The organism is Pseudomonas lurida (assembly GCF_002563895.1).
Lineage (GTDB): Bacteria > Pseudomonadota > Gammaproteobacteria > Pseudomonadales > Pseudomonadaceae > Aquipseudomonas > Aquipseudomonas lurida.
This window is the reverse complement of the sequence record NZ_PDJB01000001.1, coordinates 216,408-243,174: the sequence shown is the minus strand read 5'-3', so window position 1 is coordinate 243,174 and position 26,767 is coordinate 216,408. Positions and strand designations below refer to the sequence as shown.

Below are 26,767 nucleotides of genomic sequence, written 5' to 3'. Positions count from 1 at the left end.
GCCTCCTTATGGACGTTCGATGCGCCGCTGCAGCAAGTTGATCAGCAGCAGCAGGACAAAGGAAACCACCAGCATCAGCACGCCGATGGACGTGGCGCCGCGGTAGTCGTACTGGTCGAGCTTGACCATGATCAGCAGCGGCAGGATCTCGGTTTTCATCGGCATGTTGCCGGCGATGAAGATCACCGAACCGTACTCACCGACACCACGGGCAAACGCCAGGGCGAAGCCGGTCAGCCAGGCAGGCAGCAACGCAGGCACAAGGATGTAGCGGAACACCTGCAACGGCTTGGCGCCCAGGCAGGCGGCGGCCTCTTCGACTTCCCGAGGGATATCGGCCAATACCGGCTGCACCGTGCGCACCACGAACGGCAGGGTGACGAAGGTCAGCGCCAGGGTGATGCCCAAGGGGGTGTAGGCGATCTTGAAGCCCAGGTCGGCGGCGAACTGGCCAACCAGGCCGTTAGGCGTGTAGAGCGCCGTCAACGCGATACCGGCGACGGCGGTGGGCAGGGCGAATGGCAGGTCGATCATCGCATCGATGATCTTGCGGCCGGGGAACGTATAGCGCACCAGCACCCAGGCGAGCAGCGTGCCAATCACGCCGTTGATCAGCGCGGCGTACAGCGCGGTGCTGAAGCTCAGTTGCAACGCCGCCAGCACACGCGGTGCGGAGATGATGTTCCAGAACTGATCCCAGGTGAGTTGAGCGGCGTGTACAAACATCGCCGCGAGGGGGATGAGTACGATCAGGCTGAGGTACACCACGGTGTAGCCCAGCGTCAGCCCGAAGCCGGGTATGACGGGGGAGATACGACGCGACATAAGAGTCCTTGGTCAAGGGAAAACCACTGAAGGCACACACGTCCTGTGGGAGCGGGCTTGCCGGCGATGCAAGCGCCTCGGTATGTCAGTCACACCGCGGTGATGCTATCGCAGGCAAGCCAGCTCCCACAGGGTAAAGCGTGCGCCGCCAGATTGCGTTATTGCGCGGTGTAAATCTGGTCGAACACGCCGCCGTCGTTAAAGAATTTCGGTTGGGCAGTTTTCCAGCCGCCGAAGTCTTTGTCGATAGTCACCAGGTCCAGTTTCGGGAACTGCTGGGCGTATTTGGCGGCCACTTTTGCATCGCGTGGGCGGTAGAAGTTCTTGGCCGCAATTTCCTGGCCAGCCGGGCTGTACAGGTGTTTCAGGTATTCGGTGGCGATTTCGGTATTGCCCTTTTTCTCGGCGTTCTTGTCGACCACGGCCACGGGTGGCTCTGCGAGAATCGACAGGGAAGGCACGACGATATCGAACTTGTCGGCGCCGCCGTCTTCTTTCAGGGCCAGGAACGCCTCGTTTTCCCAGGCCAGCAATACGTCACCCTGGCCGTTGTTGACGAAGGTGATGGTCGAACCGCGCGCGCCGGTGTCCAGCACAGGCACGTGCTTGAACAGCTCTTTCACGTATTCCTGGGCCTTGGCTTCGCTGCCGCCTGCCTTGAGGCCGTAGGCCCAGGCGGCGAGGAAGTTCCAGCGGGCACCGCCGGAGGTTTTCGGGTTGGGGGTGATCACAGAGACGTCTTTCTTGACCAGGTCGCCCCAATCCTTGATGCCTTTAGGGTTGCCCTTGCGCACCAGGAACACGATGGTCGAGGTGTACGGGGTGCTGGCGTCCGGTAGGCGGGTCTGCCAGTTTTCGGGCAGGGTCTTGCCCAGCTTGGCGATCTCGTCGATGTCGCCGGCCAGGGCCAGGGTGACCACGTCGGCGCGCAGGCCGTCGATCACGGCACGGCCTTGTTTGCCCGAACCACCGTGGGATTGCTGGATCTTGACGTTGTCACCTGGGTGGGACTGTTTCCAGAAGTTGGTGAACTCCGCGTTGTAGTCCTGGTACAGCTCACGGGTAGGGTCGTACGAGACGTTGAGCAACTCGTAGTCCTTGGCAACCGCGGAACCTGCAAACACGGCGCTGGCCAGGGCGGCCAGGGCATAACGGCGAATCGACGACATAGAAGCTCCTGAAATTCTGGGGTGTTGGCTTTTTCTTATAGTTGCGGGTCTAGCATGCGAATCGCCGTTCTTGCCTAGCTCGGTTTGTTACCCGGGTTCTGCAGACGGAATTTTTCCTTGCGTTCAATCTGTACCACTTGCGCGTTATGCACGGTGATTTCCACTGCGCCAAACCGCAGATCGCGCAGGGCGCTCTGGATCTCACGCAAAATGGTTGCTTCGTCCTGGCCGTCGACGCTACGTAGAGATGCGCTCATGGTCTCGCTCCTGAAATGAATAGTGCGTGCCTTGCAGTGGCGGCACTGCTTGCGGCGTGAGGGCGATAGTAGATAAGCGCGGATATTCTTAAAAATACTATTTAAGAATGTTTATATAACCAGAAAGAATTTTCTGGTGCGGCGTGGGGTTGCGGACGTTTTTCGTGTTTGGGTGATGAAATAAAGCCTTGAGCAGCTCCCGATGTGGGAGCGGGCGGGCTCGCGAAAGCGCTCGTTCGGTCATCGCGTCGCCTACCGGAACACCGCATTGGCGAGCACGCCCGCGCCCCCCTGCTGGCCGCATTTCACCCTCGAATGGCGGGTGCTCGCGACCAATCGATCTCGCCCGCCGGCACTGGCCGGCCAAACCAATACCCCTGCCCCATGTCGCACTGCTGGTCGAGCAGGAACCGCGCCTGCTCCACCTGCTCGATCCCTTCGGCATGCACCTGCATGCCCATGCTTTTGGCCAGGGCGATCACCACGCGCACGATGGCGGCGTCATCTTCATCCCAGGGCAACCCGGCGACAAAGCCTTGGTCGATCTTGAGCTTCTGCACCGGCAGGCGCTTGAGGCGCAACAGCGACGAATAACCGGTGCCAAAATCATCGATGGCCAGCCGCAGGCCCAGTTCGCGCAGGCGGTGCAGTTGCTCCAGCGCCACTTCCGGGTCATCCATCACTGCGCTTTCGGTGACTTCCAATTCCAGGAAGGCCGGGTCCAGACCGGTCTGGTGCAAGACCTGGGCAACCTGTTCGTACAGTTCGCGCCGGGCAAACAGGCGGCTGGACACGTTGATCGCGATAAAACCCAACGGTGCGCCCTGCCCCAGCCAGTCGCACATCTGCCGGCAAGCCTGGTCCATCACCCAGGCGTCGATGTCGGCAATCAGCCCGGTGCGCTCGGCAATCGGGATAAATTCACCAGGCGGCACCAGGCCTCGCTCCGGGTGCTGCCAGCGCACCAGCGCTTCGACGCCGATCAGGCGGCTGCCGTTGAGGTCGTGCACCGGCTGGTAGTAGACGCACAGCTCTTGCTGCTCAAGGGCGCGGCGCAGCTCGCTGGCGATTTCCACACGGTTCTGTGCATGGGCAGTCAGTTCTTCGGTGTACAAGGCGTAGCTTTCGCGGCCAGCGCTCTTGGCCTTGAACAGCGCGGAATCGGCGTTGCGCAGCAACTGTTCGGCGCTGAGCGCGTCGTTGGGGAAGAGGCTGATACCGATACTGGCACTGATAAACAGCTGATGGCCGTCAAAGATGAATGGTTGTTTCATCGCATCCAGCATGCGTTGCGCCAAGCCGGCCGCTTGCGCCACCTGTGGACAACTTTCCGCCAGCACGGCGAATTCATCGCCACCCAGGCGCGCCAGGGTCACGCCGGGGCCAAACAGCGCCTGGAGCCGCTCGCCGACCAGTTTGAGCAACTGGTCGCCGACGTTATGGCCCAGGCTGTCGTTGATGATCTTGAAGTGGTCCAGGTCCAGCAACAGCAGGGCGCAACCGCGCTTATGGATCTGCGCCGAGGCCAGCGCCTGCTCGGCGCGGTCAGTGAACAGCAGGCGGTTGGGCAAGTCGGTCAACGGGTCGTGATGCGCGAGGTGCGCCAGTTCGTGCTCGGAGTCCTTGATGGCGCTGATATCGGAAAACACCGCGACGTAATGGCTGACCTTGCCGTGGTCATCGTGAATCACACGAATGGTTTGCCACTGTGGATAAATCTCGCCGCTTTTGCGGCGGTTCCAGATTTCACCACTCCATTCGCCCGTGCGCTCCAGGCTCTGGAACATCTGCTGGTAGAAATTCGACGAATGGCGACCGGACTTGAACAGGCTGGGCTGCTGGCCCATGACGTCTTCGCGCCGATAGCCGGTGATCTCCATGAATGCGCGATTGACGTGGACGATCAGTCCCCGGGCATCGGTGACCAGCACGCCTTCGCGGGTGCAATCGAACACGGCGGCGGCCTGGCGCAGGCGTTCGCGGTTTTCCTCCAGGGGCTGCTGCAGCTGGTGGGCGCGCGCAAACCGTGCACATAGCAGGTAAATCGCCAGAGCACTGAGGGCCACCCACACGTAGCCGCGCACCTGCAGCCAGTGGTTCAGGTCACTCGGGTTATCGAGAAACTCGATCAATAACCGCTGAGTCAGGCCTATCCACAGAACGGAAACCAGCAGGTATACCAGCCCCACACGCAGGGCACCTCGGTATGAAAACAGCATATGGTCAGTAATCCTTACCCAAAAACAGAATCGCCCTACAAAGGCTGCGGATTATAGAATAAGAAACATCCAGTCACTCCTATCTGAAAGCGTGGCTGGTTTTCTGTGTAGGCTTAGTGATAATGCGTGAGCTGTTCTTTTCTTTATCTGAGGGCCATACAGCCTATGTGGTACAACGGTTTTCTTGACTTGTCAGCCTGGCAACTGGTGGCAGTCACTCTGTTGATGACCCACGTGACCATTGTTGCGGTCACGGTCTATCTGCACCGCTATTCAGCCCATCGCTCCCTGGAGCTCAATGCCGGCCTGAAACACTTCTTCCGCTTCTGGCTGTGGCTGACCACGGCGCAGAACACCCGCGAGTGGACCGCTATCCACCGCAAGCATCACGCCAAGTGCGAAACCGTCGACGACCCGCACAGCCCGGTCATCAAGGGCCTGTCCACTGTCCTGCGCAAAGGCGCCGAGCTGTACCGCGCCGAGGCCGAAAACCCCGAGACCCTGCGCATCTACGGCAAGAACTGCCCGGACGACTGGATCGAGCGCAAGCTCTACACCCCCTACCCGCTGTTGGGCGTGGCGATCATGGGCGTGATCGACCTGATGCTGTTCGGCACCATCGGCATCACCATCTGGGCGATCCAGATGATGTGGATTCCGTTCTGGGCGGCCGGCGTAATCAACGGCCTGGGGCATGCCGTGGGCTATCGCAACTTCGAATGCCGTGACGCAGCGACCAACCTCGTGCCGTGGGGCATCATCGTCGGCGGCGAAGAGCTGCATAACAACCACCACACCTACCCCAACTCCGCCAAACTGTCGGTGAAGAAGTGGGAGTTCGACCTGGGCTGGGCATGGATCAAGGTGTTCAGTTTCCTGCGCCTGGCCAAGGTCCAGCGCGTCGCGCCGATCGCCCACCGCGTGGAAGGCAAGGGCCACCTGGACATGGACACTGCCATGGCGATCCTCAACAACCGCTTCCAGATCATGGCCCAGTACCGCAAGTTGGTAATCGGCCCGCTGGTCAAGCAGGAGCTGGAAAAGGTCGATCACTCGGTTCGCCACCAATTCCACCGTGCCAAGCGCCTGTTGTCGCGGGAAACCAGCTTGCTGGATGACCGCCACCACGTGCGTATCCAGAGCATGCTGGAACACAGCCACGCCCTTAAAGTGATCTATGAAAAGCGCCTGGCGCTGCAGCAGATCTGGCTCAAGACCAGCTCCAACGGGCACGACATGTTGGCGGCCATCAAGGAATGGGTGCACGAAGCCGAGGCCAGCGGCATCCAATCCCTGAGGGATTTTGCTCACCAACTGAAGACCTATTCGCTGCGTCCTGCAGCCGTCTGACAGTGCGGCGGGAGGGGTTCCCCTCCCGCCTATCAGCTTTTTGGCGTCATTTCTCGGTCACCGGCAATCGGTCCTGTTGACGGAACTTCACTGCAATTCGCCTCTCTCAATGAACACTTCGCCATCATGGTGGCCCCTTGTAGTGACCGCTGCTCCAATGAGCGGCGCGCCCAGAGAGAGTTGTGCCGATGGTTCACGAAAAGTCCTCCTTAATCGACGCCCCCATTGCTGAGCATCCCCGCCCAGCAGCGGCGGCGACCCTGCTGGCGTTGATGCATGCCCAGGGCGAAGTCGAGCGACTGAGCGAGCGTGAGCAGCTGCTGAGCTCAATGCTGGTCAGCGTGAACGCCGTGCTGTGGGCCATCGACTGGGAAACCCGCCGCGTGCTGTACGTAAGCCCGGCCTACGAGCGGGTGTTCGGCCGCTCCTCCGCCCTGCTGCTGGCGGACTACCGGGAGTGGCGCAACAGCATTCACCCCGAAGACCTCGACTATGCCGAGCACAGCCTGGCCCGCGTGCTGGAACAGACCGCCGTGGAAGATCGCGAATACCGCATCATCACCGCAGACGGGCAGATTCGCTGGTTGAGCGACAAGTGCTATATCAACCAGCAGGTCGAACCAGGCGAGCCGCTGATCGTGGTGGGCATGGCCGAAGACATCACCGAAAAGAAACAGATGGAACTGGAGCTGCACCGTCTCGCGACCACCGACGTGCTGACCCAGAGCAGCAACCGCCGGCACTTCTTCGAATGCGCCAACCAGGCGTTCGACAGCGCCTGCGCCCAAGGCGCGCCGCTGTCCTTCCTGTTGCTGGACATCGATGATTTCAAGGACGTCAACGACACCTACGGCCACCTGGAGGGCGATCAGGTGCTGCGACGCATCGCCGAGAGCGGCCGCGGGGTGTTACGCCGGGGTGACCTGTTCGGGCGTATTGGGGGCGAAGAATTCGCCGCGGTGCTGCCCGGCTGCGCGCCAGAGATGGCGTTGCAGGTGGCCGAGCGATTGGGCAAAGAGATCCAGGAGCTGAGTTTCAGCTACGAAGGCCAGGCCTTCAGCGTGACCATCAGCCAGGGCCTGGCCAGCCTCACCGAGGCAGACTCAACCCTGGACAGCCTGTTCGCCCGCGCCGATGCGGCCATGTACGAGGCCAAGCGCCTGGGCAAGAACCGCGTCATCGCGGGCTGAACCCGAACACCTTCATCTGCAACAGTAAACACCAATGTGGGAGCGGGCTTGCCCGCGAAGGCGGTGGCTCAGTGACACATGTGGCGACTGACACGACGCTTTCGCGGGCAAGCCCGCTCCCACATTGGGGGGCGTGGCGCTCTGGGCCTTGCGTACCCGTGTGAAGGCGGGGCTCAGTGACACATATGTCGACTGACACGACGCTTTCGCGGGCAAGCCCGCTCCCACATTGGAGTGCGTGGCGCTCTGGGCCTTGCGCACCCGTGTGAAGGCGGGGCTCAGTGACACATGTGGCGACTGACACGGCGCTTTCGCGGGCAAGCCCGCTCCCACATTGGGGTGCGGGACGCTCTAGGCCTTGCGCACCCGTGTGAGTTCCGACAAGCCGACCTTGAGCAATCGCGCCGTCTTGCCCGCCGCCAGCGCTTCCAGCCCTTCGTGCTCGGTCAAGCGCGCCATCTGCGCCGCGAGGTTCATCACCAGCGCATCGAGGCCATACACCCCACCCTCCAGGGAATAGGTCGCCGCAATCAACTGCCGCAGTTCCAACGGCAAACGCCAACGCGCCCGCAGCGCCGAGCCATAGGCGGCGCCAAAGGTGTACAGCGACTCACCAATCGTTTCGTCATCCAACGCACCACCGCCCTGGCGCCAGTCTTCCAGGCAACGCAGCAGCGCCAGGTCGCCCAACCGATGGAGGATACCGGCGCTGTAGCAGCGCTCATCGTCCAGTTCCAGCATGCGCGCCAGGCGTTGGGCGTAGTCGGCCGTGTCCAGGGACAATTGCCAGTGGCGCTCGGCGTAGGCCACCAGCGCCGGGTCACCGAGTACGACGTTGTGCTTGAGTGCCAAGCCCAGGATCAGGTTCATGCTTTGCCCCGGCACCAGCTTATGCAGGGCGGCGGGCAGGGTTTGCACCGGAGTGCCGTGATGGCCGGCGCTGTTGGCGGCGGCGATCAACACGGCAGTGATTTGGGGGTCCATGCGCACCTGGTCTTCCAGATGCTTGAGGTCCAGGCCATCAGGCCCAAGGCTGTGTTGCACGGCGGCTTTCACATCCACGCGCAATGGCGCGCCATCCGAGGCTTCGCGGCGGCGCTCCAGGAACACCGGCAAGGTCATGCCGGGCGCCAGGGGTGGGATCTCGCAGTAGACGTTTTCGCCTTCGTTGAGCAACAGGTCTTGCAGACGCTGTGTCAGGCCTTCCATGTTCAGGGGTTTGCTCAGGTAGGCCGTGGGTGCCAGGGGCAAGGCTTCGTGCACGCTGGCGCTGTCATTGCGGCTGCTGAGCAGAATGAAGGGCAGCGCGGGCGAGCGACGCTTCTGGCGCACGCTGCGCAGCAGGCTCAGGCCGTCGATGCCCGGCAGTTCCCAATCCGCCAGGATCAGGTCATAGGTCTTTTCCCGCAGCAACGTGGCGGCGTGCTGCCCGTCGGCACACACATCCAGCCGCGCATCGCAGCGCACATTCAACAACACGTGCTTGAGCAGGTCCCGCGACCAAGGGTCCGCCTCGGCAATCAACACGCGGGGTACAGCAGGTAAATCAACAGCAGTCATCCAGCACGCTCCATCGGCAATGCTGCAACCTTAGACAATGAAGGCGCCTACGTACAATGAACACGGCCTGAATAGGCGGCAATCGGCATAAAAAAACCCGCCGAAGCGGGTTTTTTCTGTCGACCAGGTCAGCTTCCGGTTACAGCTCGGAGAAGCACTCTTCGATGATCGCCAGGCCTTTGTCCAACTGCTCGTCCGGCGAGGTCAGCGGGACCAGTACGCGCAAGACGTTGCCGTAGGTGCCGCAGGACAGCAGGATCAGGCCCTTGTCGCGCGCCTTGGCGACCACGGAGGCAACGGCAGCGGCGTTCGGCTTGTGGCTGTCGCCATCTTCGAACAGCTCGACCGCAATCATCGCGCCCAAGGCACGCACTTCGCCGATCACCGGGTACTTGGCCTGGATGGCTTTCAGACCGGTCACCAGACGCTCGCCGACGGCTTTGCAGCGGTCCAGCAGGTGCTCTTCTTCGAACACCTCCATGACCGCCAGCGCGGCCGCGCAAGCGATCGGGCTACCGGCGTAGGTGCCGCCCAAGCCGCCTGGAGCGATGGCGTCCATGTATTCCGCCTTGCCACACACACCGGCCAGGGGGAAGCCACCAGCGATGGATTTGGCGAAGGTGGTCAGGTCGGCGGCAACGCCCATCTGTTCCATGGCAAAGAAGGTACCGGTACGGCCGGCACCGGTTTGCACTTCGTCGGCGATCAGCAGGATGCCGTGCTTGTCGCACAGCTCGCGCAGGCGCTTCATGAAAGCTTTAGGCGCGACGTAGAAACCGCCTTCGCCCTGGACTGGCTCGATGATGATCGCCGCGATATCACGGGGCTCGGCATCGTTCTTGAAGATGCGTTCGATGCTGGCGATGGAGTCGTCAACGCTCACACCGTGCAGTTCGTTCGGGTACAGCGCACGGAACACGCCGCCTGGCATCAGGCCCATGCCGGCCGAGTAAGGCACGACTTTACCGGTGAGGCCCAGGGTCATCATGGTGCGGCCGTGGTAGGCACCGGTAAACGCGATGACGCCGGCACGGCCAGTGGCGGCACGGGCGATTTTCACGGCGTTCTCAACGGCTTCGGAACCGGTGGTGACCAGCAGGGTTTTCTTGGCGAAATCACCTGGAACCTTGGCGTTCACTTTCTCGCACAGTTCCACGTAGGGCTCGTAGGCCAGGACCTGGAAGCAAGTGTGGGTCAGCTTGTTCAACTGCTCGGTGACGGCGGCGATGATTTTCGGGTGCACGTGGCCGGTGTTCAGCACGGCAATACCGCCGGCGAAGTCGATGAACTCGCGACCTTCAACGTCGGTCACGGTGGCGTTCTTCGCGGATTCGGCGAAGATCGGGTGAATCTGGCCAACACCGCGCGGTACAGCGGCTTCGCGGCGTTTCATCAGGGATGCGTTGGTCTTGCTCATAAAGTCCTCATTCGCCACTCATCGTGTGGCGTGGTCCAAGGAATACGTGGCGGGGAGGCAACTACGGCAGCATGCGATGATCGACTGCCACAGCTTTCCCGGCCACTACGAATAACGTTTTGAAACACGCAAAGGGTCAGCGCTCTCGTGCCCTTTGCGTTTGCTGCAATGCCTTGCCGGACGGGTTAGATGCCCAGGCAGAGGTATTTGATTTCCAGGTAATCCTCGATCCCGTACTTGGAGCCTTCACGGCCCAGGCCCGAGGCCTTGATGCCGCCGAACGGCGCCACTTCGTTGGAGATCAACCCGGTGTTGACGCCGACCATACCGTATTCGAGGGCTTCCGCCACGCGGAACACACGGCCCAGGTCACGGGCATAGAAGTAGGACGCCAGGCCGAACTCGGTGTCGTTGGACATCGCGATCACTTCGGCTTCATCTTTGAAGCGGAACAGCGGTGCCAATGGGCCGAAGGTTTCTTCCTTCGCCACGGCGGCGTCCTTCGGCACGTCGACCAGGATGGTTGGTTCGAAGAAGTTGCCTTCCATCACCTTGCCTCCGGCCAACAGCTTGGCGCCTTTGCTCAACGCATCAGCAATGTGCTCCTGGACCTTGGCCACGGCTTTTTCGTCGATCAACGGGCCCGTAGTGGTGCCTTCTTCCAGGCCGTTGCCGATCTTGAGCTTGGCCACCGCCACTTTGAGTTTTTCCGCGAACGCGTCGTACACCGAATCCTGGATGTACAGGCGGTTGGCGCAGACGCAGGTCTGGCCGTTGTTGCGGTACTTGGAGATGATCGCGCCTTCGACGGCCTTATCCAGGTCCGCGTCGTCGAACACGATGAACGGCGCGTTACCGCCCAGTTCCAGCGAGACTTTCTTGATGTCCTTGGCGCACTCGGCCATCAGTTGGCGACCGATTTCGGTAGAGCCGGTGAAGGACAACTTGCGCACGATCGGGTTGCTGGTCAGCTCGCCGCCGATATCGCCAGCGCTGCCGGTCACCACGCTCAGCACGCCTTTGGGGATGCCGGCGCGGTGCGCCAGCTCAACCAGCGCCAGGGCCGAGAACGGGGTTTGCGAAGCCGGCTTGATCACCATGGTGCAACCAGCGGCCAGGGCCGGGCCGGCTTTACGGGTGATCATCGCGGCCGGGAAGTTCCACGGGGTAATCGCGGCGGTCACACCGATCGGCTGCTTGATCACGATCAGGCGCTTGTCGGGCTGGTGGCCAGGGATCACGTCGCCGTAGATGCGCTTGGCTTCTTCGGCGAACCACTCGATAAAGGACGCGGCATACACGATCTCGCCCTTGGCTTCGGCCAGCGGCTTGCCTTGCTCGAGGGTCATCAGGCGACCGAGGTCTTCCTGGTTTTCGATCAGCAGCTCGAACCAACGGCGCAGCTTGTTGGCGCGCTCCTTGGCCGTCAGCGCACGCCAGGCCGGCAGGGCCTTGTCGGCCGCTTCGATGGCGCGGCGGGTTTCGGCAGCGCCCATCTTCGGCACAGTGCCCAGAATCTCACCCGTGGCAGGGTTGTTGACCTTGATGGTCTGACCGTTGTCCGCATCGACCCAAGCGCCATCGATAAAGGCTTGCTGGCGGAACAACTGGGTATCTTTGAGCTGCATGTCGGCTTTCCTTAACAGCACCGCGCGCACGCGGAGCGAATTAGAGTTGTTGAAAGGCGCCTTGTGGGCTGCCGTCAGGGAAATCAGCCCCAGCGCGCGGCATTGAGTGAACAGCGCACGGGAGACAGAGCGTTTGAAATCTCAAACGAATCCTAGGATCAATGGGGGTACAGGGCAATAGTCTGTTCGAAAAAAAGAACGAAAACGGCGCATTTGCCGAAACTTTCTGATCAACGTATTTAGGCCAGGTTCCAGCACCCCGATCACCGGCCCCAGGCGCAGGGCCTCTAAGCAGCAGATTCCTACGCGTGAACGCCCAAAGACCAGCATGGACGCCCAAGGTCGACATGGGTATGATGTCGCCCGCACAAGCATCCGTAGCTCAGCTGGATAGAGTACTGCCCTCCGAAGGCAGGGGTCGTGGGTTCGAATCCCGCCGGGTGCACCACATACTAGTTTCTGGCTGTCTCAGACAGTCTACGAAACACCCCAAGAAGCCCGCCCCGTGCGGGCTTTCTTGTTTCTGGCTGTTCACCTCTGTCTACCCCTATATCTTCCCACCGTGTATCCCACTGTGTATCCTTGGATAAAAATAGAACTCAGGGGATACAGACCCATGAAGCGCTCTGAAATCAAGCGTCGTCCATTGTCAGACACGGTTTTAGCGGGGCTGGAGCCTGACACCAAGGAATACCGGGAGCAGGACGGCAACGGTCTGTATTTCCGCGTGAAACCCGACGGTCAAAAGTCCTGGCAACTGCGCTATAAAACGCCAGCCGGCAAATGGAGCTGGCTAGGCTTGGGGGGCTATCCCGAGGTAAGTGGTTCACTAGCACGTCAGAAGGCTGCTTCGCTTCGCAGTGATGCCGCCGACGGCAAAAACCCCATCGCGACGAGACAGGCTCGCCGGGCTGCTGAGCTAGCGGCCAGTAACAATACGTTCGAGTCACTTGCACGCGAGTGGTACGCCTCTCGACTCACCTCCTGGGATCCCGGCACCGCTAAACGGATTTTGGGAGCGTTAGAGCTCCATGTATTCCCCATCTTCGGCAATCGCCCATACACAAGCATTCTGTCGATGGAGTGGATGGTGCTGCTACGCGGGATGGAACAAAAAGGCATCCTTGAGCAGTTGAGTCGGGTCAGAGCCTACTGCAAGGAGATTTATGACCTGGCGCGTGTAACAGGTCGCGCAATAAACAACCCCCTTGAAGGGGTGCATAAATTTTTATCTACAGGCAAGGTCGAGAATTTCGCCCACGTCAGCATTGAAGAGTTGCCCGCTCTCCTCCGCGCCATTCGCTCATACCCTCACGCCAAAGATGTACAGTTGGGTCTACGCCTCCTTGCCCTAATAGCCGTACGTCCCAGTGAGTTGCGAGAAGCCAGATGGAAGGAGTTCGACTTAGATAAAAAACTTTGGACGATCCCAGTGGAACGCAAAGGCCGTAAAAAAGGCCTCGAGCATTTAGTACCACTCAGCCGTCAGTCCATTGAAGCCCTCAAAGAGCTGCACGTCCTGACCGGCGCTTACCCATTACTCTTTCCTGGCAGAAGCGACCGCACCAAACCTCGAAGCGACACGGTATTTCTAATGGCTCTACGCCGACTCGGCTATCAGGGTCGACAGACAGGCCACGGATTCCGGCATATCGCTAGCACCGCTCTGAATGAACATGGGTTTGATACTGACCATATTGAAGCCCAGCTCAGTCATAAAACGCCAGGTGTGCGCGGGGTCTACAACAAAGCCCAGTATTTAATTCAGCGAACAAAAATGATGCAGTGGTATGCCGATTACCTTGATCGACTGGAGAAAGGTAACGTGATCGAAGGGAATTTCGGCAGGGTCGAATAATGATGCGTTTCCGTACCCCCTCAAAAAACGGTGTTCCAGGTGTTCCAGGTGTTCCACAAACGCTGAAAGCCACGTCCCTCGTGGCCTCCAGCGGTGGAACACCTTTTTGTTTTAGCTGGAACACATGGTGTTCCACACAAAAAAGGTGTTCCACCCATAAAGCGCCTCAAATGGAACACCTCAAACCCGCCATATCCGGCTGTAGGCCCCGTGCACTAAGGCTCTTGGGGAATTTATGGATCGCGCGTTCACTGAATTATCTCAGGGGTGTGGGGGTGGCCGATGCCTTATAGGGATCTTCTTGGGCACCCGCTGGATGTGGATACTTATGACCCACCCACAACGCTTACGACCCGCGCTTTGTACCCTGAATTTGAGGATCGCTTCGCGGAGGCATTTGATGTGATCTGCAAAGGGCAATCGTTCTGGAAAGAATTCTACGTTTGCGACGAGGGCTGGGATCCACGTGCCCGTAAGGTAGTTTCTGCGGTATGTCATCTGTCGTCCAACATTCGACAATCGTTCAACAGGTTTCCTGCGTTAGGGCTAGCGTTTGCAACACGCACTAGCCGCCTTGATAGCTCTGGAATATCTGATGCTCAGCTAGTGGCAACCCTAGCGATGGATCGCGCGTGTCGAGCAATCTTCACGCTTTGGGAATGGATAGACCTAGTCGAGGGTGACGCAAACCGTGGTGACCATGAACGAGCTATAAAAATGGCGCGTGTCTTCCCTGACTCTTATCTCGAGAGGGTCAACAACCATCGCGAGCAATTCAGGGTCGAGGAAAGTGAAACTGGGGAGTCTTTCGCAACCTATTTGGGGGACGCTCGGAGTTACATTGCAGAGGCCGAGACCTATGCCGTTAAAGCCGAAGCGGATGAAAAAAATGCAACACCTCAACAACAGACAGCTCAAGAATATCGCAAAGCGGTCTCACGCAAAGGCTCCGATAAATCGGCGAGAGTCAGACGTTTAGGTAATGCCCCGCGAGACAAAAGTATTTGCGATGCCTACGTGCGCGATATGGGATCAGGAAAAATCCACGCCCGGGTGGTGGCGACTCTTTCGAAAAAACACAATCTCAGCATGAAGCAAATACAGAACATCCTGGTTCAGGGCAAGGTATGGGCTCCCAAGAAAAAGCGTTCAGGCCCAGATGATGAGCAGGCGAGTGAAGCCGGTCGGGAGATTCTTGAGCGGATGAGAAATATATGGGAATGAGCTAAGCACAGTTCCAATTGGAAAAATAAAGTCGCTCCTGTCGATCACGGATACGCAGGAGATTGATATGTACGCAAACGCCGCTCCATCAGAATCGCTAAACACCGCTGCTCCCACCCAGGCGCGGACAAACGTCACCCACGGCTCGCATGACTTTTTGACTGGCGGGCAAGTCGCTTACGCACTGCGCATCTGCCCCGAAACCCTTGCGGAATGGCGCCGCAAGGGTAGACCTCTCAACTGGACGAACGTCGACGGCAGGCCCAAATACCGAAGGTCCGAGGTATTGCGCTGGTTGTACCGTTGCAGCAAAAACATCGGAGATTTAGAACCGCTCGCGAGTGTCCCGCATGGTTTTTTGTCTGAGGGACAGGTCGGTTATTCGCTGCGCATAGGCTACGGAACTCTTGCGGATTGGCGCCGCCGGGGTAAGCCGCTCACATCGACAGGGATCGCAGGACAATACCGTTATCGCCTTGTCGAGGTCGTCCAGTGGATATTCCAATCCAGGAATGAAATTCTGTCTTTGGATGCGACCTCATTTGGGCCAGAGGGGGACGATCATGACTGACCGGAACCCTCTCCCCTTTCAACTTGATCCAGCCACTACGCTGATCCGTATAGGTGAAGTCTCAGCCATCGTCGGTCTTGCCAGATCCACGATTTATAAGCTGATGTGCCAGCCCGAAAGCGGTTTTCCTCTCCCCGTAAAACTCAGCGAAAGCACCGCCCGTGGAGCGCCGGTAGCCTGGGTTTTGAGTGAGGTTCAAAGCTGGGTCCGAGCACGCATCGCGCTGCGCGCCAAGGAGGCCGCATGAGAGCGTCTGTAGCTCACAAGGCGACATTGCACCCATTCTCCCTCCTCCAGGAAATCGGCCTGTCTCAAGCAGCCATGCAGCGCCTCATCCGGTTTAGAAATAAGCATGAAAGCCTGGACCGGGCTGTCGTCGTCATGACGTGGCCTGACGGCAACTGGGGCGTACTCGCGATGCATACAGAAAAACTCAGCCTCGTCGCTATCGAGGATGACCAAAAAGCAGCTGCCTACGAGTATGCACGCTCGATGATCGAGGGCGGCTATCTGCCGCTGCTTCACCTGCGCTGGGAATTTCATGCCTGAAATGAAAACGCCCCCGGCGGCAACCGGGGGCGTTGGAGGTAAATCTAGATGCCCAATCAATGTATTTCGCTCCCAGCAAATCTTCAAGCTTCGCTTGTGGTTGCACGTCGGAAAACTGAGCGCTATGCTCTGGCCGTCGCTGCAAATTCAGCGACCGGGTTTAGCGGCCCGAGTTTAAGAAGGCGCACAGGCGCCACCATTTCGATTGCAGGCGCTTTTTTTGTGCCCGCACTCCTGCGTTATGGCGGCTGTGCACGGGAGACCTTCGGGTCTGCCGGGTTCCTTCTTACCCGGTCCGCTAACCCGTGCATAGCTGCCACCCATATTCGTTTAGCGGCGATTCGTGGCAGCTTCTACTTAAGAAGGAGCTCCACCATGCACGCCCTCAATCCGTCCAAAATCCGTGCTGCTGCCCACCGGGCAATGGCTCGCGCCGCTCTACACGCAAACTCCAGCCTCCGTTCTCGCCTCGCCCGTTACAACTCTCACATGGAAAAAGCACGCGCCCTGGAAGCTACAGGGGGTGTGAAATGAAATCGAAATGCCTCGCTCTGCCAGAAGAGCTTTTGACCGTCTCCGGCGACGTCGAAGCAGGCATACCAATCGATGCAATCAACTGCATCATCATTCGTGCCGACTCGGTCTTGGCGTTGCTTGAGGACCACTTCATAGAGGGCAGACCGCCGCTCCCAACAGCGATAGTGGCGGGCACCCTTTGGGATGTACGCGGCGCACTGGCTCTCATAAAAACACTGGCCGAACACGGCCACGATTCCACTCGCAAAATGCCTCGTGATGGAGGTGCCCAATGACCTCGCCAGCCGAACATAAAACACCAGGCCATACCCAGTTCACCAAGGTGAATAAAGAAGGTCGGATGCTGTTTCGCGTCAACCCAGGCATATCAATCGATGAGGCTTTAGAGGTCGCATCACACCTGCAATTTTTCGCCAATCAATTCGCGTTCGACGCCGCCATGACCGATAACTGCGAGCGGTTAAGTTGGGCCTCCTATTACCTGGGCGAGATGGCAAAAGCACTCATCGATGACGTCACGGACGGGCTATTTCTTGCGAGGCCTGACCAATGACAGAGCGCCCCGCTAAAACACGCAAACGCCCCAGCTTCGCCCAGGTGAAAGCCGCCTCCCTTAAGGCGATTGACCGAGTATTGGCTCACTGGCTACCCAACGGGAAACGCGAAGACGGCGGCAAGGAATATTCAGCGCCGAATCCAACTCGCGCCGACAAGCACGCCGGATCGTTCAAGGTGAATTTGACCAAGGGCACCTGGGCGGACTTTGCCACCGGCGACAAGGGCGGCGACCTGATTGATTTGGTCCGTTATCTGGACGGAGGAACAGAGGTCGAAGCGTGCAACAAACTCGCCGACTTTTTGGGTGTAACCAACGACTCAAATAGCGTCTCAACAGCTGCGAAATCGGCGCCAAGCAAAACACCGGATTGGGTGGCGATCCGCCCCATTCCTGATGAGGCCATGGCGAAAATTTTGGTCAAGCATCGCCAGCACGGAACACCCTCAAAAGTTTGGGTCTATCGAGACGCTGACGCCCAACCTTTGATGGTGCTCTATCGCTTTGAGCTGCCTCCAGATGACAGCGGCAATTCGCGTAAGGTGTTTGCACCTCTGACCTGGTGCAAAGGCAAAAATGGTGTCCTCCAATGGCGCTGGCAGGGTTTGCCGGAATCGCGTCCGCTGTTGCACCTCGATCACCTCAAGCAACGCGCCGAGGCGCCAGTCGTCGTTACCGAGGGCGAAAAATCTGCCGACGCAGCCGCACTGCTTATGCCGGGGCACGTGGCCACCTGCTGGCTCAACGGAACGAACTCTTGGCGCAAGTCTGACTTTGGTCCGTTGATTGGGCGCGATGTGCTGCTATGGCCTGATAACGATGCGCCAGGGCTCAAGTGCATGGACGAGCTGGCAGAGCATCTGCGCACGCTGGGAGCGGCCTCTGTGCGCGTTCTGGCGCTCGCGGTGTTCAGTCAGCGACCCGGCCTCAATGGAGAGGCACCGACCTTTGCCAAGGGCGGTTTGTGGGCGGACGGCGATGATGCTGCCGATGCACTGGTAAAGGGTTGGACGCCCGCCCACTTTGCCGAGCTGGAGCGCACCGGAGAGCTTTTCTCTCTGGCACTTTCAACATCGCCCGCCAAGCCGTCCAAAGCCAAGCAACCGACGAGCAAACAACCCGCTAGGAAATCCAAAACCAATACGCTGCCCGGTGGCTTTCGGCTCACATCCGAAGGCGTGTTCTATGCCGGCGATGACGGTGAATCCCGGCCAGTGTGTTCTCGCCTGGAAATCCTTGCCCGCACCCGAGACGAAAAGGGCAATAACTGGGGCTTACTGGTTGAGCTGGATGATCCCGATGGGGATAAAAAACGCTGGAACATCCCCGCTCGCAACATGGCCGGTGACTTCGGCAAAGAGGTATTGGGGCCGCTGGTGGACATGGGCTTGCGGTTGGCGGGAAGTCGCTCAGGGCGTAATGCTCGCAACGATTTGCAGGGCTACCTGCAAAGCTATGACAGTGACAAACGCGCCCGAGTGGTTAACCGACTTGGGTGGCATGACGATGCCTATCTGCTCCCAGAGCAACAGATTGGTGTCAGCAAAGAGCAGCTGCATTTCTACGATGCGGGCGCTCAACTTCCGCCCATCAGTCAGGCAGGAACGCTCGCACAATGGCAGCGACATATCGGAGCGCTATGCATTGGCAACCACCGCCTAACGTTCGTCGTATCTGCCGCTTTCGCGGGGCCAGTACTGCACATGCTGGGTCATGAGTCGGGAGGCTTTCACCTTTACGGCGATAGCTCCGGTGGGAAGACCACCCATTTGCAGGTAGCCGCATCGGTCTACGGGAGTCCCCGTTGCGTGCGCTCCTGGCGCTCGACTGACAACGCCCTGGAGTCCATCGCCGCCGCGCACTCAGACGGCTTATTGGTTCTCGATGAAATCGGCATGTGCGATCCACGCATCATTGGCGAAACGGTTTACATGTTGGGCAATGGCAGTGGCAAAGCACGCGCCAATGATCGAGGTCAGGCCGGTCGTAACGTTCAGGAATGGCGTTTGTTGTTTCTCTCGACCGGGGAAAAGACGTTGGCGCAGCACATGGCAGAGGCCAACAAGGATCTTAAAGCGGGCATGGAAGTACGCATGCTCGCAGTGCCTGCCGATGCCAGCAAAGGGCTTGGAATGTTCGACGCCCTCAACGGCTTTGAGGACGCGGCTGCGCTTTCAGACGCTCTAAAAGCGCGGGTGACCAAGTACTACGGCACCCCGCTAACCGCCTTCCTGTCGGCCCTGTGTGAGCCCGGAAAGATGCTGGGGTGGTCGACCATTTTGCGCCACACCATTGAGCGCTTTGTTTCGACGTCACTACCCAAATCAGCGAGCGGACAGGCCCAACGTGCCGCCACTCGTTTTGGATTGGCCGCTGCCGCTGGGGAGTTGGCCACCGCCTTGGGAATAACAGGTTGGCCTGAGGGTGGAGCGACCACGGCGGCAAAGGTTTGTCTCAATGCCTGGCTGAATGAGCGAGGCGGCGCCGGAAACTTCGAGAGTGATGCCATCGTGGCGCGGCTTCGCCAAGTGATCGAGCGTTTTGGGGAGAGCCGTTTCACTCGCTGGGAATCCGCCGCCGCCAAGATCGATGAGCACGGCCCTCGCACCATTGACCGCCTGGGTTTTCGTAAAACGCTGGAGCATGGCCTGGGTGATGCATTGCACACCACCACTACCTACTACGTACTGCCCGAGGCTTGGTGTTCCGAAGTCTTCAAAGGCATGAACCTGAACGCCGTTAACAAAGAGCTATTGAGCCGCGCCATTTTAGAGCCTGGCAGCGATGGCAAAGCGGCTCAATCGGTAAGGCTGCCGGGCATGCCTAAAGCCCGTGCCTACGTTTTCAATTCATCCGCACTCATGGCGGATGACAGCGGGCACTCCTTCGAGGCCGCATAAATTAGTCACCCATTTCGGCCTGCCATTCCGGCAAGCCTTTCGCAGCACCATATGTAAATGGAGATACCCCCATGTCCAACAGAAACTCGATTTCAACCCCCGAAATCAAAGCGGCTCAAAACAAATACGCAGCTCAACGTGAAACGCTCCAAGAACTGGAGAGAACCAAGAAGCAGCTGGCCCACAAGTTAACGGCCTTGGTTGCTGAGGACACTCTGGACAAGGAAGCAAAAGCAACGGCGCATGACAAGGCGCTCAAAGCCTACAGTGCGGCCATTGCTGCTGGCGATACGGTTGCTGAAGCCGAAGCAGACACAGCCCTGCAATCAATCCTTGGCGAATCGGACAGAAACCGTGGCAAGCACCTGGCTCGAACTGCTGCCATCGCTAAACTTGAACAGGAAGTCACTGAGATCGACCAACGACTTGAACAGGGTAACCAAGCGCTGGAGACCTCACACAAAGAGCTCTTGAGGGCAATCCTGTACAAACGAGCGGAACAAATAAGAAGCAGCGCGAATGAGTTGGTGGCAGTAGCCAAACGATACCAGCAGGTCGCGTATCTCATGGGCCTGCAAGGCTCTTTGCAGGACATTCGGATTCCCTTACCTCCCACTCACCGGGAGGACCGGTTTGACTACGTTGGCCCTCATACAATCAGGACAGGCCCAGCGAGACCGACAGTTGAGGAACTGCTGTTGGACTGAATGACACAGCATCAACGTGGAACACCTTTTTCCCCTGGAACACTCGGTGTTCCACCTCAAATAAAAAGGTGTTCCAGCCTGAAAGCCACGTAATCCGTGGCTTTCAGCTTTAGTGGAACACCTGGAACACCGTTTTTTGAGGGGTATCGGTTTTTTACATCCATCATCCCGTCGCATTGGGCGTCTTCAGCGAGCAGCAGCAGGGGCTGCCACACACTTACCAGACCGAACCGACTACGTCTGTCCTCACACAAATCATTCCTGGCACAACCTGCGCCGAACGTTGAGGACGTGACTCTGGGACCGAATCAACAGGCTATCAACGTGGAACACCTTTTTCCGCTGGAACACCGGGTGTTCCAGCTCAAATAAAAAGGTGTTCCACTCTGCAAGCCACGTAACTCGTGGCTTCCAGCCTTAGTGGAACACATGGAACACCTGGAACACCGTTTTTTGAGGGGTATCGGTTTTTAACCCCCATCACCCCTTCGCATTAGGCGCCTTCAGCGAGCAGCAGAGGGGTTCGCCCACGCATTCCTGTCCTCTCCCAGACGCCAACGCAGCAGCCTGCGAAATTGCGCTCCACTTGACCACGTGTTTGGATTCGACCCGATCAGTCACTTGCAGCCGTTCTGACCAGCAATTGCATCGGATTTGACCAATATACGTGGAAACCAAGATCGGCAGAGAACGGCCAAAAGCGACCTGAACTTAGCCATGGCTAAGGCACCATCTATTAGCGATAAAATACGTTATCACCACTTTTTTAAGAGGCTGGGATGGGCATGACCAAACCGTTTGAAGTTCGCGATAGCTGGGTCCTCGTCGATTCCATGGTGGACACCTACTCCGAAATTGCGGAGGAGGCCTTCGGCTGTTTTCTGTTCGAGAATGGCAATCCAGTTCCTAGGCCACAATGGCCTAGCGATGCGACAGCCTACGACAGACAGAAATCCAGAAAAATTGTGGCAGGCATAAAAACCATAGTCTTTTCCGCCATGGCCCTCGAAGCTGCGGCATATGAATTTGCCACCCTCCAGCTTGGGGAACGCCTGGCAAAAACCTATCTGGACAAGCTGGACGTGGTGGGTAAATGGCTTGTCATTCCACGTTTGGTCTGTGGTCGTTCCCTGCATGAGGACGGCCCGGCCATCAATGGGCTAAGAGCTCTGGTCAAGGCACGCAACGCCCTGGTTCATCACAAATCCAAAGAATGGGACCGGACGCATGCACATATAGATGCGATGGATGCCCAAAGAGAACAGTTCGAACAAGTCCAGGTCCCTAATGCATTCAAAACGCTGATCCTGCTTTCGTTGGAATTGAATGCGGTGCTGGAGACCGATGGGCCGCTTCCACCTTTTGAGGATAGTTGGATCCACGCCACACCACGCAATTCGCTGGTAGAGCAAGTGGTGCATCGGTGCCGCGAGGTTCATCGGAATAACTGGCGAGGGGGTTGAGGTGACGAGACTTATCACCCAGCAGGAGCGCCGGCTAACCGCGGCAAAGTTCCAGCAACTGGGCGAAGTGCTGGCTGCAATCGAGTGGTTCGCCAATTTCGAAATTAGAGCCGACGGCTTTGGGTCGTTGCCTGCCGATCACGCCAACAACCCGTGCTGGTCAAATCCGACGCAAATGACTAGTGAGGTTGAATGCAAATGGGTGAGCAAGTCCGTCCAATCACCCAGCAGACAAACACGGCACCTCCGCCTTGCTCATGGGTCCTTTGGGATGTGATTCGGATCGGGGTAATTCGAACCCCGATGTTTTTACAGATTCAAGTCGCTATGGGGGGTTCCGTTTCCGCTTGGGTATAAGGTAAGTAGGTGGCCAAGACACCCGCCCAAATCGGCGCTAGCGCTCATCGATACTGTTGAGGTGCCATGGAGTAATGTGGGCAGCGGTGACTATCCCCTTACCCGCTGTAGGCGATCCAGGTAGAGGGTGTCGGGATGAGTGAGTCTGCGCCCCCATCCAAAATCCGGTGTTCCAAGCACAGCCATGGTTTCGAAATGAAAATCGACACCGAACAAGTGCGAGGCAATTACTTGGGCTATACTAATTTTTTGAGGATAACTACATGGCCGAAATCGCAATTGAAGTATCAGACGAGCTTACTTGTAACCAGTTGGAGCAAATCGGCAGGGATGAAAATAGTTTCTCCTCCGAGCGACGGGGCATGGATGGATTATCGTTATTCACAGTAGTGATGACATTAGCCCCTCTAGTAATAGATGGAATTATTGAGATTATAGAAGCTCAAATCAAAGCTAAAAAACATGTGCGCGTTTTAATAGATGGCATTGAAATTCGAGGTGTAAGCGAAAAAACTCTACTTAAAATATTGGCAAGTAAAAATGTCGCAGAAACGCCCAAGTAAGCCAACGCAAATGAATAATAACTTAACCATTGATAGATTCATCAACGCTACCCGCCTAAACATGGAGAGTCGGGTTAATTTGTCAATATATGAGGAAAATATTTCAAAGCTAACTAGAATGGCAGACTACTTCAATCTGCCGACGAACTTTAAGATAGTATACTCTGCTGCTCGACGGGTTGAACTCATTACTCTTTCTGGAAAAACCTGGATAGTTTATGACCAATACATGGGGCAAACCATGAATTTGCTAAACAGGCTATTCATTGAGGCTGAAACCGGGCGACCCTCGATAACTTACTTTCACAAAGTTCTCGCTGAGCGCCTTGTTGAGGTAGGTCGCTTTGAAGATGCTTTACATTGTGCATCGATATACAGCACACACCGAAAAGATTTGGAATCAAAAGGGTTGAACGAGGATTGGAGATGGTTCCTGACAAACGTTCACGAAAGTTTTTTGCTATATCATGAGTTTGGGCACAGAATTTTTGTAAATGAAACAATTTTACCGGAAGTTCGCGAGCATGCATGCGAGTTAATAGCCGATGTAATTGAATTAAAGCAGCGCCCGATAGAGGAAATTTTAGAAGCCATACGGATTGCTCCCTCAGCTGCAATCCTTAACCAAAACATTGATGAAGTAATAACCCACATACAAACGCAAGACAAAAGTGATCAGCAGTTCAATGATGCTCAGATAGCCTACCTGAACGATCCTCAAACTTTTGAAGAAGTATTCTGCGACTTAATCGCTGCGGATCTTACGCTAGGCGACATTAAGAATAAAGGCCAAGACTCAATTAAGGTGTTGCGTGCCATTTATATTGGTTTTTACCACATGCAAGCATTAGAATACTTAAGGCGATTTCCTTCACTTCCAGACGGCCCAGCAGATTGGACAATGGATACTATTCCTAAAGTTCAGGCGCGCGGCCACTGCCTACGCAAACACCTTATATTCCTTTATAAGAAAACCCTAGTTAGCGAGCAAGATGTCAATATAGAAAATCTGAAAGAAAAAGTTTCAGCTTTTGAAATATTGCTAATGGAAGATCAAAGGCGACATTATGACGTAATATATGACAGTGCAATGCACCTATGTGATGGCCTGCGAAAAGATAGTTGGGTAACAGAACTCGGAAAGGAAGCAATGAAACGCTTAGATGACGAAAGGAACTTTCAAAACAAAGAAAAATTATCAATGAGTAATGACAAACTACGCACGATAATTTTGATTTTAACTGGATGGCTACCTTAAAAAATCTAGCTCAGACCTATCACAAAGCCAACAACTTACATTATATAAACTTCAAAAATATTTTATGACTTTTATCGCTAACCAATACGACAATTATAAAATCCGCTTTGTTTTTTTGAATAAACTGTATTTATACCTGAACCGAGCCTATTAGGCTTAGCAAAAAGGTATAAGAGGCATCTGTAGGTAAGCCCCAAGATCCAGGCTTAACAATTCACATCCGAAATAACAAGATTTAGCGAGCGCCAGTCGCCGGGTAGAGGCCACCGAGCCTTGAGGGTAACGCTATCAGTGTTCAACGCAAGCCAATAAACAAAAAGTATCACACTGTTGCTAAACAAGCCTTTGACTGATGCTCTTTCTTTTATCTTCCGAGGTATATATTTTTTAGACTTAAGGAGTTCATTTATTTCTCTTGAAAGCCCAGACTCTAGAACATCACCGAATGCATCGATAACTAGCAGTGAGGTTTTAATATCGGGTGCAATATATTGCCCTCCCACACGTTCTCTAAACATACTATCAAGGTCTTTAGAGAATTCTGTTCTAGGCGCATTTGCATCAGCAAGAAGTTTAATGGTACGACTAAATAAATCATCTGTCGTTTCAATGAGTGCCATACTTCTAGCTACATGACGCTCAGCGGAGGTGGTTACAACACCTTTTGGCTTATAAATATTATCATGAACCATTTCAGCATAAGCATGTTGCAACAAAGTTCTGATCTGAACCTCGCAGCATAGATCTTTACTGATTTTAATATCATCAGCTACAAACTCTTCTAATGGCCGAATTTCGTAGTGTTTTGATTGATAATCAAAAATTTTTGTGTTGTTTTCAATCTCTAGAAGGAAATCTTTAGAGACCTCTGCTTTCCAAGAGGGCTCGCTAGAAATTATACTGCATAAGGTCTGTATATCTTCAGTCAAGAGTACGACAAATCGGATACCAACCAAATCTGTCATTTGTGCTATAGGGTTGTCATAACCTTTTCTTCCGATTTTACCTACAGCCGACGCGGTGTCTTTGACCCTAGGCAATACCGGGATTTTTATAAGCGCTGGCGAGTGGCCCGATTCAATAAGGCTTGATTGAACTCGGCTCGCAATAAACCGCCCCCATGCTTCAAGTGGAGAACGGTTTATTTCCAAGTACTCAACAAATGACTCAGCGCTCATTATTTTTGACTTTCAAGTCTACTGTTAATAGTAACTATTGTAGTGCCTTTCTCATCAAGCGATTCAATTTTCAAAAGGTTTTCATCACTTTCCGACGGGGTGCTAATCCAAACCCCATTGGTGAAAACATATTTACGTCGACGCTTAAGTTTCGCGCTTATATATTCGTTATCTTTGATTACCGCGTTTTTTGGAAAGCTTTTCGACTCCATAAATGATGAGTAGCTTTCTCTTAAGCCGACTGGAAAGTTTTTTTCGGAAAAGTCAGTAACGCTTATAGTTGCCGCTTGGCTTTTTAAATCAGACCGAAGGGCTTCGTGCAAATCGAGTTTTTGATCGGTTGAAAGCGGGGCAGTATCAATAAAGCTTCTCGTGTGCTCAAAAAAATCCTGGGTCAGTTTTTTTGATGATGCTTGAATGCTCATGCCGAGGAAATTTCCGTAAAAATATGCTGCAGCATTTCGTGTTTCTGTAGCTGTCATCAAGTGATCAAAGAGAAAGGCTCTGTAGTCTGAAGGCGAATATAGATTATTAACAGGCGCTCGACTAAGCACAGGAGAAATCAAACCTATTTTGTACAGCCGCTGGGCCTCTGTTAATAGCAACTCAGAAATATATTCAACATTAACGTTATCATCATCTTCGTTTGCTCTAAAACCATCTTGTATGTCTGCTTTTATTACAGCGAGGAAAGGATTGTCCTTGTCTCCAACTCTACCTCGAATCACAGCTAGCATTCCGCCTGGAGCGTTTGTGCTTAATTGCGCTTTGCTTAAGTCAAGCGCAAGGCTTTGGGATTTCAGGATAAAATCCTGATCACTACATGAAAGCATCGTTGCTGATTTTTGGAAGAAACTGTCAGCATCTTCAAGAGAAATACTCATTTCTATGCCGTGTGACTTGTTACCTAACGCTTTCTGAATTCGTAGTTGGAGGGTATCGAGCGCCTCTTGAGGAAAGACGCTTAGCTTCTGGCTGGTTTTCGGAGGCACCAGATCCGACCCTGATCGAGGGTGGATTTTGTGAATTATTACTTTCTCAATAGACAGACCTTCGAAACTGAAAGCTGCTAGTTGCGGAGATTCAATTGCGGTCATGACTTTGCGCTCCTTTGCTTTTATGTGGTCAAGTAGCAAATTATTTGCTTAACGCACGCCTCCGGTGACTACACTTCCATTTGCATTAAATCGTGGGCCTAACCATGTGAGGAACGTTACTTAGTTCCTCTGTCGTCAGTCGTCACTGACGATCTGACCGGACGATCAATCGGCCTTGGCGTAACCACTTGCAGCGTGCGTCGTGACCTAAGATAAGGCAAAACGCCATCCTCGGATACCCACTCAGGCAATACCGACACCGAGTGAGCACTGCTTGTCGTTCCTCTTCACGCTTGTGGGCTCATACCGAGATTGCCGGTTAATTAGGCTCTTT

Annotated in this window: 23 protein-coding genes and 1 tRNA gene; 15 read left to right on the top strand and 9 right to left on the bottom strand. The window is 55.9% G+C overall.

Translation table 11 applies throughout. The annotated features are described in order from the left end of the window. Window positions 1-6: 6 nt before the first annotated feature. The 4 genes from cysT to dibA all read right to left on the bottom strand — a co-directional run bounded on the left by cysT (window position 7) and on the right by dibA (window position 4,470). On the bottom strand, window positions 7-825 hold the full coding sequence (gene cysT / locus ATH90_RS01110; protein ID WP_012721625.1) for a sulfate ABC transporter permease subunit CysT: 819 nt from the start codon (window positions 823-825) through the stop codon (window positions 7-9). 158 nt (window positions 826-983) lie between these two features. Further along, complete coding sequence (locus tag ATH90_RS01100) at window positions 984-1,994, bottom strand: sulfate ABC transporter substrate-binding protein (protein WP_034101867.1); 1,011 nt, start codon at window positions 1,992-1,994, stop codon at window positions 984-986. Window positions 1,995-2,068: 74 nt separating this feature from the next. After that, window positions 2,069-2,251 (bottom strand): sulfur starvation response protein OscA, encoded by a 183-nt coding sequence (oscA, locus tag ATH90_RS01095; RefSeq protein ID WP_007941032.1) that lies wholly within the window; start codon window positions 2,249-2,251, stop codon window positions 2,069-2,071. A 305-nt stretch (window positions 2,252-2,556) separates the two neighbouring features. Beyond that, window positions 2,557-4,470 (bottom strand): phosphodiesterase DibA, encoded by a 1,914-nt coding sequence (dibA, locus tag ATH90_RS01090; protein WP_034101866.1) that lies wholly within the window; start codon window positions 4,468-4,470, stop codon window positions 2,557-2,559. A 165-nt stretch (window positions 4,471-4,635) separates the two neighbouring features. Here dibA and desA point away from each other — a divergent pair, with 165 nt between their 5' ends. Together desA and ATH90_RS01080 are read left to right on the top strand one after the other, a co-directional pair. Then, window positions 4,636-5,820, top strand: coding sequence for a delta-9 fatty acid desaturase DesA (gene desA / locus ATH90_RS01085; protein WP_034101865.1), 1,185 nt, complete (start codon window positions 4,636-4,638; stop codon window positions 5,818-5,820). A gap of 188 nt (window positions 5,821-6,008) precedes the next feature. After that, window positions 6,009-7,010: a sensor domain-containing diguanylate cyclase gene (locus ATH90_RS01080; RefSeq protein WP_034101864.1), complete on the top strand. Its 1,002-nt coding sequence runs from the start codon at window positions 6,009-6,011 to the stop codon at window positions 7,008-7,010. Window positions 7,011-7,361: 351 nt separating this feature from the next. Here the strand turns inward: ATH90_RS01080 and ATH90_RS01075 are convergent, their stop codons facing one another. The 3 genes from ATH90_RS01075 to gabD form a co-directional block, all read right to left on the bottom strand. Continuing rightward, on the bottom strand, window positions 7,362-8,570 hold the full coding sequence (locus ATH90_RS01075; RefSeq protein ID WP_098465550.1) for an HDOD domain-containing protein: 1,209 nt from the start codon (window positions 8,568-8,570) through the stop codon (window positions 7,362-7,364). Between the two features lie 139 nt (window positions 8,571-8,709). Beyond that, window positions 8,710-9,987, bottom strand: a complete 1,278-nt coding sequence (gene gabT / locus ATH90_RS01070) for a 4-aminobutyrate--2-oxoglutarate transaminase (protein WP_025855478.1) — start codon at window positions 9,985-9,987, stop codon at window positions 8,710-8,712. Between the two features lie 185 nt (window positions 9,988-10,172). After that, the gene (gene gabD, locus ATH90_RS01065; protein ID WP_025855477.1) at window positions 10,173-11,615 is read right to left on the bottom strand and encodes an NADP-dependent succinate-semialdehyde dehydrogenase; all 1,443 of its coding nucleotides are present in this window, start codon (window positions 11,613-11,615) and stop codon (window positions 10,173-10,175) included. A gap of 371 nt (window positions 11,616-11,986) precedes the next feature. Here gabD and ATH90_RS01060 point away from each other — a divergent pair. The 13 genes from ATH90_RS01060 to ATH90_RS01000 all read left to right on the top strand — a co-directional run bounded on the left by ATH90_RS01060 (window position 11,987) and on the right by ATH90_RS01000 (window position 24,158). Beyond that, window positions 11,987-12,063: transfer RNA gene (locus ATH90_RS01060), tRNA-Arg, on the top strand. A 168-nt stretch (window positions 12,064-12,231) separates the two neighbouring features. Then, window positions 12,232-13,473 (top strand): tyrosine-type recombinase/integrase, encoded by a 1,242-nt coding sequence (locus tag ATH90_RS01055; protein WP_098465549.1) that lies wholly within the window; start codon window positions 12,232-12,234, stop codon window positions 13,471-13,473. Window positions 13,474-14,190: 717 nt separating this feature from the next. After that, a complete protein-coding gene (locus ATH90_RS01050) occupies window positions 14,191-14,697 on the top strand; it encodes a hypothetical protein (protein WP_141537448.1) in 507 nt (168 codons plus the stop codon). Window positions 14,698-14,764: 67 nt separating this feature from the next. Beyond that, window positions 14,765-15,268 carry a MerR family transcriptional regulator gene (locus ATH90_RS28900; RefSeq protein ID WP_141537447.1) on the top strand — a complete coding sequence of 168 codons (504 nt, stop codon included), beginning with the start codon at window positions 14,765-14,767 and terminating at the stop codon, window positions 15,266-15,268. Next, entirely contained in the window at window positions 15,261-15,515 is a 255-nt protein-coding gene (locus ATH90_RS01045) for a helix-turn-helix transcriptional regulator (RefSeq protein WP_098467633.1), read from the top strand. Before ATH90_RS28900 ends, ATH90_RS01045 begins: the two co-directional genes overlap by 8 nt. Beyond that, the gene (locus ATH90_RS01040; protein ID WP_098465547.1) at window positions 15,512-15,817 is read left to right on the top strand and encodes a hypothetical protein; all 306 of its coding nucleotides are present in this window, start codon (window positions 15,512-15,514) and stop codon (window positions 15,815-15,817) included. Before ATH90_RS01045 ends, ATH90_RS01040 begins: the two co-directional genes overlap by 4 nt. A 530-nt stretch (window positions 15,818-16,347) precedes the next feature. Next, window positions 16,348-16,629: a hypothetical protein gene (locus ATH90_RS01035; RefSeq protein ID WP_098465546.1), complete on the top strand. Its 282-nt coding sequence runs from the start codon at window positions 16,348-16,350 to the stop codon at window positions 16,627-16,629. Further along, window positions 16,626-16,907: a DUF3077 domain-containing protein gene (locus tag ATH90_RS01030; RefSeq protein ID WP_027606917.1), complete on the top strand. Its 282-nt coding sequence runs from the start codon at window positions 16,626-16,628 to the stop codon at window positions 16,905-16,907. The genes ATH90_RS01035 and ATH90_RS01030 overlap by 4 nt, the downstream gene beginning before the upstream one ends. Beyond that, a complete protein-coding gene (locus ATH90_RS01025) occupies window positions 16,904-19,810 on the top strand; it encodes a DUF927 domain-containing protein (protein ID WP_098465545.1) in 2,907 nt (968 codons plus the stop codon). The genes ATH90_RS01030 and ATH90_RS01025 overlap by 4 nt, the downstream gene beginning before the upstream one ends. Window positions 19,811-19,881: 71 nt before the next feature. Further along, window positions 19,882-20,517 carry a hypothetical protein gene (locus ATH90_RS01020; protein WP_098465544.1) on the top strand — a complete coding sequence of 212 codons (636 nt, stop codon included), beginning with the start codon at window positions 19,882-19,884 and terminating at the stop codon, window positions 20,515-20,517. A 779-nt stretch (window positions 20,518-21,296) separates the two neighbouring features. Next, a complete protein-coding gene (locus ATH90_RS01015) occupies window positions 21,297-21,980 on the top strand; it encodes a hypothetical protein (RefSeq protein ID WP_098465543.1) in 684 nt (227 codons plus the stop codon). 620 nt (window positions 21,981-22,600) lie between these two features. Further along, on the top strand, window positions 22,601-22,900 hold the full coding sequence (locus ATH90_RS01005) for a hypothetical protein (protein ID WP_098465541.1): 300 nt from the start codon (window positions 22,601-22,603) through the stop codon (window positions 22,898-22,900). Continuing rightward, window positions 22,878-24,158: a hypothetical protein gene (locus ATH90_RS01000; RefSeq protein WP_211290110.1), complete on the top strand. Its 1,281-nt coding sequence runs from the start codon at window positions 22,878-22,880 to the stop codon at window positions 24,156-24,158. The genes ATH90_RS01005 and ATH90_RS01000 overlap by 23 nt, the downstream gene beginning before the upstream one ends. A 206-nt stretch (window positions 24,159-24,364) precedes the next feature. On the opposite strand, the gene ATH90_RS00995 is transcribed toward ATH90_RS01000, so the two are convergent. Continuing rightward, on the bottom strand, window positions 24,365-25,336 hold the full coding sequence (locus ATH90_RS00995) for a GTP pyrophosphokinase (protein WP_098465539.1): 972 nt from the start codon (window positions 25,334-25,336) through the stop codon (window positions 24,365-24,367). After that, window positions 25,336-26,433, bottom strand: a complete 1,098-nt coding sequence (locus ATH90_RS00990; RefSeq protein WP_098465538.1) for a nucleoid-associated protein — start codon at window positions 26,431-26,433, stop codon at window positions 25,336-25,338. Before ATH90_RS00990 ends, ATH90_RS00995 begins: the two co-directional genes overlap by 1 nt. Window positions 26,434-26,767: the final 334 nt, after the last annotated feature.